General features: G+C 35.8%; 5 protein-coding genes. 1 reads left to right on the top strand and 4 read right to left on the bottom strand.

What is annotated here, in order from left to right; translation table 11 throughout:
- The first annotated feature begins 350 nt into the window (after positions 1–350).
- A complete protein-coding gene (locus SOY52_RS01305) occupies positions 351–671 on the top strand; it encodes a helix-turn-helix transcriptional regulator (protein WP_320847181.1) in 321 nt (106 codons plus the stop codon).
- 36 nt (positions 672–707) lie between these two features.
- On the opposite strand, the gene SOY52_RS01300 is transcribed toward SOY52_RS01305, so the two are convergent.
- From SOY52_RS01300 to SOY52_RS01285, 4 genes are all read right to left on the bottom strand, one after another.
- Positions 708–2,390, bottom strand: a complete 1,683-nt coding sequence (locus tag SOY52_RS01300; protein ID WP_320847180.1) for a carbon starvation protein A — start codon at positions 2,388–2,390, stop codon at positions 708–710.
- 103 nt (positions 2,391–2,493) lie between these two features.
- The gene (locus tag SOY52_RS01295) at positions 2,494–3,159 is read right to left on the bottom strand and encodes a queuosine precursor transporter (RefSeq protein ID WP_320847179.1); all 666 of its coding nucleotides are present in this window, start codon (positions 3,157–3,159) and stop codon (positions 2,494–2,496) included.
- A gap of 235 nt (positions 3,160–3,394) precedes the next feature.
- Positions 3,395–4,558 (bottom strand): pyridoxal phosphate-dependent aminotransferase, encoded by a 1,164-nt coding sequence (locus SOY52_RS01290; protein ID WP_320847178.1) that lies wholly within the window; start codon positions 4,556–4,558, stop codon positions 3,395–3,397.
- A gap of 53 nt (positions 4,559–4,611) precedes the next feature.
- The coding region (locus SOY52_RS01285) for a PD-(D/E)XK nuclease domain-containing protein (RefSeq protein ID WP_320847177.1) at positions 4,612–5,373 on the bottom strand (762 nt) is incomplete at its 5' end.

Raw genomic sequence — 5,373 nt, 5'->3', positions numbered from 1 at the left:
AGAATGGAATGCTGACAGTGTTGGAGCTTACAATATTCTAAGGCTCTATGGTCAAGTAAGTAAAAAAGAAATACATATGAAGATGATTAAGACTCCATATGTATTAAAAGTAGCTGTATAAAAAGCAGTAGCGGTGTCATGGATGCACCCGTGGCTAAACTCCACGATGCTCTGGCAATTCAATTGCCGAGTAATTCACTTGGTTTAAGTTTCGAGCTAGAGAAATAAATTATCTTTATGAAAAGGATAAAACCAAGATTCCTCTTGTAATAAGACAAATGATATTAAGAGCCTTAGTTCTCTTGGCACTAAATAAAGAGTAAGAGGAGTTATCTGATGCGCCCCCATGGATGAAAAGTTTATTACTTAGATTACACTCTCCAGAGTATATCTCTCTTTCTGATGGACAGATTTATAAAAAAACAGGATATTCAGCCCCAGTTGTAATTAATGCCTTTAAAAAATATTTAAATACTACCGTTATCGATTATATGAAAATAGTTCGTACAGACTTTGCCAAGCGTCTTCTTGCAACTACAAATCTTACAATACTTGAAATTTCTTATAACCTTGGGTACACCTCACTTAGTCACTTTTCTAAACTATTCAAAGAACAGGTTGGAATTTCTACATCTAAATATAGAGAGAATGTAAAAAAGCCACCAAGGTGAAATCCTTGATGGCCTATAAAAGGAAGCAATTAATGCTTATTTGTTTTCTTCTTTACCGAAGAGCTTCTTACAACAGTCAACAACTACTATGATTGCAAGAGCAAGAAGAAGAACAGCAAAGAGAATCTGAAGGCTCTGGCCCATTACAGAAATCTTAGCATGACCAAATGTCTTGATGTTGTTGAAAGCGAGCTGGAATAAAGCTACTACTGTTACAGCAAGCATGAAGAACATTGGGATAAACATCATCTTGTTATCTTTATTAGTCTTCTTTAAGAATACTGCTACAGCTGCAAGAGCAAGTACAGAAAGGAGCTGGTTAGCAGAACCAAAGAGAGCCCAAATCTCAGCATAACCAACCTGACCAAGGAGGTAAGATGGGATAAGTACGATAATTGTTGCAACCCACTTATTTGTGATTATCTTCTTCCATGATGGCATGCTAGCTTCATCTTCATCATCATCGAGGAATAACTCCTGCCATGAAAGACGACCAACACGAGCTACAGAGTCAAGTGATGTAAGAGCGAATGCTGATACAGCAAGAGAGATGAGTGTGAAGCTGAGCTGGTGAGGAATACCAATACCTGAAAGGAATGATGCAACAGCAGTTGAGAAGATCTGCTGAGGAGTACCTGCAGGAAGAGCACCTGTAAGTTTATCAGCAACAGCACCTGCTGCGATGATTGCGATTACTGCAAGGAGTACTTCTACAAGCATTGCACCATAAGAAATTGGAAGCATATCGTTCTCGTTCTTAACCTGCTTTGAAGCTGTTTCTGAAGAAACTAAGCTATGGAAGCCTGATACAGCACCACAAGCAACTGTTACGAAAAGAATTGGGAACATTGCACCACTTGAAGAAACGAATCCTGTGAATGCTGGAAGGTTCATCTTTGGGTTAGAAACAAAGATACCAAGAACTGCAGCTACGATCATTGCGACTAAGAGGTAACTATTGAGGTAGTCACGTGGCTGTAAGAGATACTGAACTGGAGTTACTGATGCAATTAAGATGTATAAGAATACAAGATAAAGCCATACATTTGTGCTCATATTTAAGAATGGGCAGAGGTAACCAATTGCAATACAAAGGATTAAAAGAATAATTGATACAGCTGTATTTACTGTTGCGTTTGGCTTTGTATTTTTAAGGAAGATACCAAATCCTACTGCTGCTACGATAAAAAGTGTTGATACTGTAGCAACCTGTGAGTTAGCGAGCTGAACTGAAGCATCTGCACCTGCATTAACACCAAAGCTCTTAGCTACGATATCAGCGAAAGCTGCGATAACGAGCATTGAGAAGAGATAAACGAAAAGTAAGAAGAGTCTCTTACCAACTTTACCAACATAGAGCTCAATGATTACACCAATTGAACGACCCTTATTTCTAACAGATGCATACATAGAAGAGAAGTCCTGTACAGCACCGATAAAAATACCACCGATAAGACACCATAGGAGAACAGGTACCCAACCAAATACTGCTGCCTGGATAGGACCATTGATAGGACCTGCACCTGCGATTGAAGCGAACTGGTGGCCAAATACTACCTGCTTATCTGTTGGAACATAGTCAACTCCATCCTGCATTTCATATGCTGGAGTCTTTCTTTTAGGATCAACACCCCACTTCTTAGCAAGCCACTTACCATAAAAGATGTAACCAGCGACTAATACTACGATGGCGATGATCATGATAACAATACCACTCATAATCAACCCTCCCGAGAAGTTTAAAAATACAGCCTAAATTGGCTGTATCTGAGTTATTTAGTTTTTTGACAGTATATGTATATGCGTAAAAATAATCAATATTTTATACTTCTCTAATACTATTATTATCAGACCATTTTCTTGCAATGTACATAAATGGGGTATCACATACTGCAACGATGAACTTCAATAGATAAGTTGTAATTACAATCTGCCACCATACACTCATCTCATACACACCAAAGAAAGCAATGAATGTAAAAATTAAAGAATCAAGAAGCTGGCTTACCATTGTTGATAAACAGTTTCTAATCCAAAGTGTCTTCTTACCTGGTTTAATTCTCTTCCAAAGCTCGAATGCCCAAATATCATGGAAGTTACTAATTACATATGCAATTAAACTTCCAAATGCAATACGTGGCATGAAGCCAAAGATTGTTTCCATAGAGCTTTGTACAAAGTCAGAAGGAGCTGGAGTAAATTGGATAGCAAGCTGCATCATAACAGTCATAACAATTAGCGAGAAGAACCCAACTGTTACAGCTCTTTTACTCTCTTTTGGACCATACATTTCAGATAAAATATCTGTTGCAAGGAAGCCTGTTGAATAAACAATATTACCCAGTGTTGCTTCTAGCCCAAATAGGTTTACATTCTTAGTGACTTGGATGTTTGCTACAATTACAGAAATTGGAATCCAGATGAAAAGTCCGAGCTTTCCCCAAACGCGATAAGCTAGTAATATCGCGACAAAGTTGAGTACTAACATTAGTACCCACCACATTTCATTTAACATATTTGTTAACCTCGAAATAGAATAGTCAGGAATAATTTATTCCCCTACGCCACCAGCAAAACTTGCCATGGTTTCGATTAGACGTTGGTGAGGATAACAGATGAATACTACTTTGTCTATAACATGAAGTATTAAGTCATAAAATATATTAAAGTAGCCTATTTAAGAAATAAACCTCATTAAATCAATAATATAGCTCAATATTAGGCTACTTTTTAAGCTTAGATTTCAATTCTGCTAATCTATCAAGAGCACTTATCAAGGTCTCATTTTTCTTTGCAAAATGGAATCTAACATATCTATTTTCCTCTTCTTTAAAAAATGAAGAACCAGGAACAGCAGCAACACCTACCTTCTTAGACATATCAATTGCAAATTCAAGATCACTATCGTATCCAAACTCAGAGATATCCATCAAAACATAATAAGCACCTTCAGGGTCATTGTGCTTTAGACCTAGGTTATCAAGACCTGATAAAAATAGATTCTTTTTCTCTGTATACTCATTTTGCAATTCTTCATAGTAACTATTAGGGAATCTTAACCCTGTAATAATTGCTTCTTGAAGAGGGGCAGCTGCTCCAACCGTTAAGAAGTCATGAACCTTTTTAATTCTATCTGTAATTTCAGGAACAGCCATTGTATAGCCAAGGCGCCAGCCTGTAATTGAATAAGTTTTAGAAAGCGAAGAACAACAAATAGTTCTCTCCTTCATACCATCAAGTGTTGATAAATATGTATGCTTATTAGGTGAATATATTATGTGTTCATAAACTTCATCAGTAATTACATAGGCATCATATTTCTTAGCTAAGAAAGCTATTATTTCAAGTTCATCTTTAGTAAACACTTTTCCACAAGGATTGGATGGGTTACATAAAATCAATGCCTTGGCACCTTGCTTAAAAGCATCCTCAAGCAAGGAGGGATCAAAATTGAAATTAGGAGGAACTAAAGGTACATATATAGGTGTTGCTCCACAAAGAATTGTATCAGCACCATAGTTTTCATAAAATGGTGAGAATATTACAACCTTGTCCCCTGGATCTGTAACACTCATCATTGCAGCCATCATAGCTTCAGTAGAACCACAGGTAACAGTAATTTCATCATCAGGGTTATAATACATACCAGAAAAGTGTAATTGCTTATCACTTAATGCTTTTCGCAAATTTAAAGCACCACAAGTAATTGAATATTGGTGAAAGTCTTCATCAGAGACTTCTTTCAGCCTTTCAATAAGGGCTTTTGGAGGATCAAAATCAGGAAAACCTTGTGATAAATTAATCGCATTGTGTTCAATTGCAATACGAGTCATGCGCCTAATTACAGAATCTGTGAAATGACTGCTTCTATCTGAAAGATTTCTCATGATAAACCACCTAATAGTAGAAATATACCATCATAGAAGATATTTTTTCTATATTAAGCTTTTTCAATTAAGCAAGAATGTTCTTTAGTTTTACTATCATAGTTAATACCAACAAGTAGAGTATTACCTTTATAGCCATTAAGCCTACTTGGATAATCTTTTGCTTTTATCTGCTCTATTGCTCCACCTGCTACTTTATCCTTTTTTAACTCAATTACTAATGCTGGTATATTTGGTATAAACGGAATCATTACTATATCAGCATAACCTTTTCCTGTAGTAAATTCAGGAATAATAGTGTAGTAGTCGTATGCATAGAAGTATGAGAGCATAATAGCACTTTGAAGACTTTGCTCATTATTGTAGGACAAATTACTTGTTAAGAGCTCATGACTTTTTTCTAATGCTTTTGCTACTACTTCCTCTTGTTTATTTTGGGTTGCTTCTAATAGCTTTTTTGATAAATTAGTTATTTCCCATACTTTTTTATACTTATTACTTGTACCAAGTACCCATCCCCATTCAGACTTTATTTCGCTATTAGGTATTCTGCAAGTTTTACTCTCTCCATCATAGGCTAAATATCCTAAGTGAATTAAGTATGTAAATACTTCATCCTTTTGTTTAAACCCAGTTATTTTATTTCTAAATTTATCAACAATAACAGGAATACTTTCACCTGCCATCATTTTTATTACATCATCTTTTACTCCATCAATATTTAAGTCAATGTAATTACTTACTGCTTCATAGGAACCTGTTTGAGTCCAATAACTTCCACATTTTTTTCTTTCTATTGCTTCAATTACTGATTT

The organism is Bullifex sp. (genome assembly GCF_034103065.1).
GTDB lineage: Bacteria > Spirochaetota > Spirochaetia > Sphaerochaetales > Sphaerochaetaceae > Bullifex.
The sequence above is the reverse complement of the archived record's forward strand: the minus strand, read 5'-3'. Positions and strand labels throughout refer to the sequence as shown.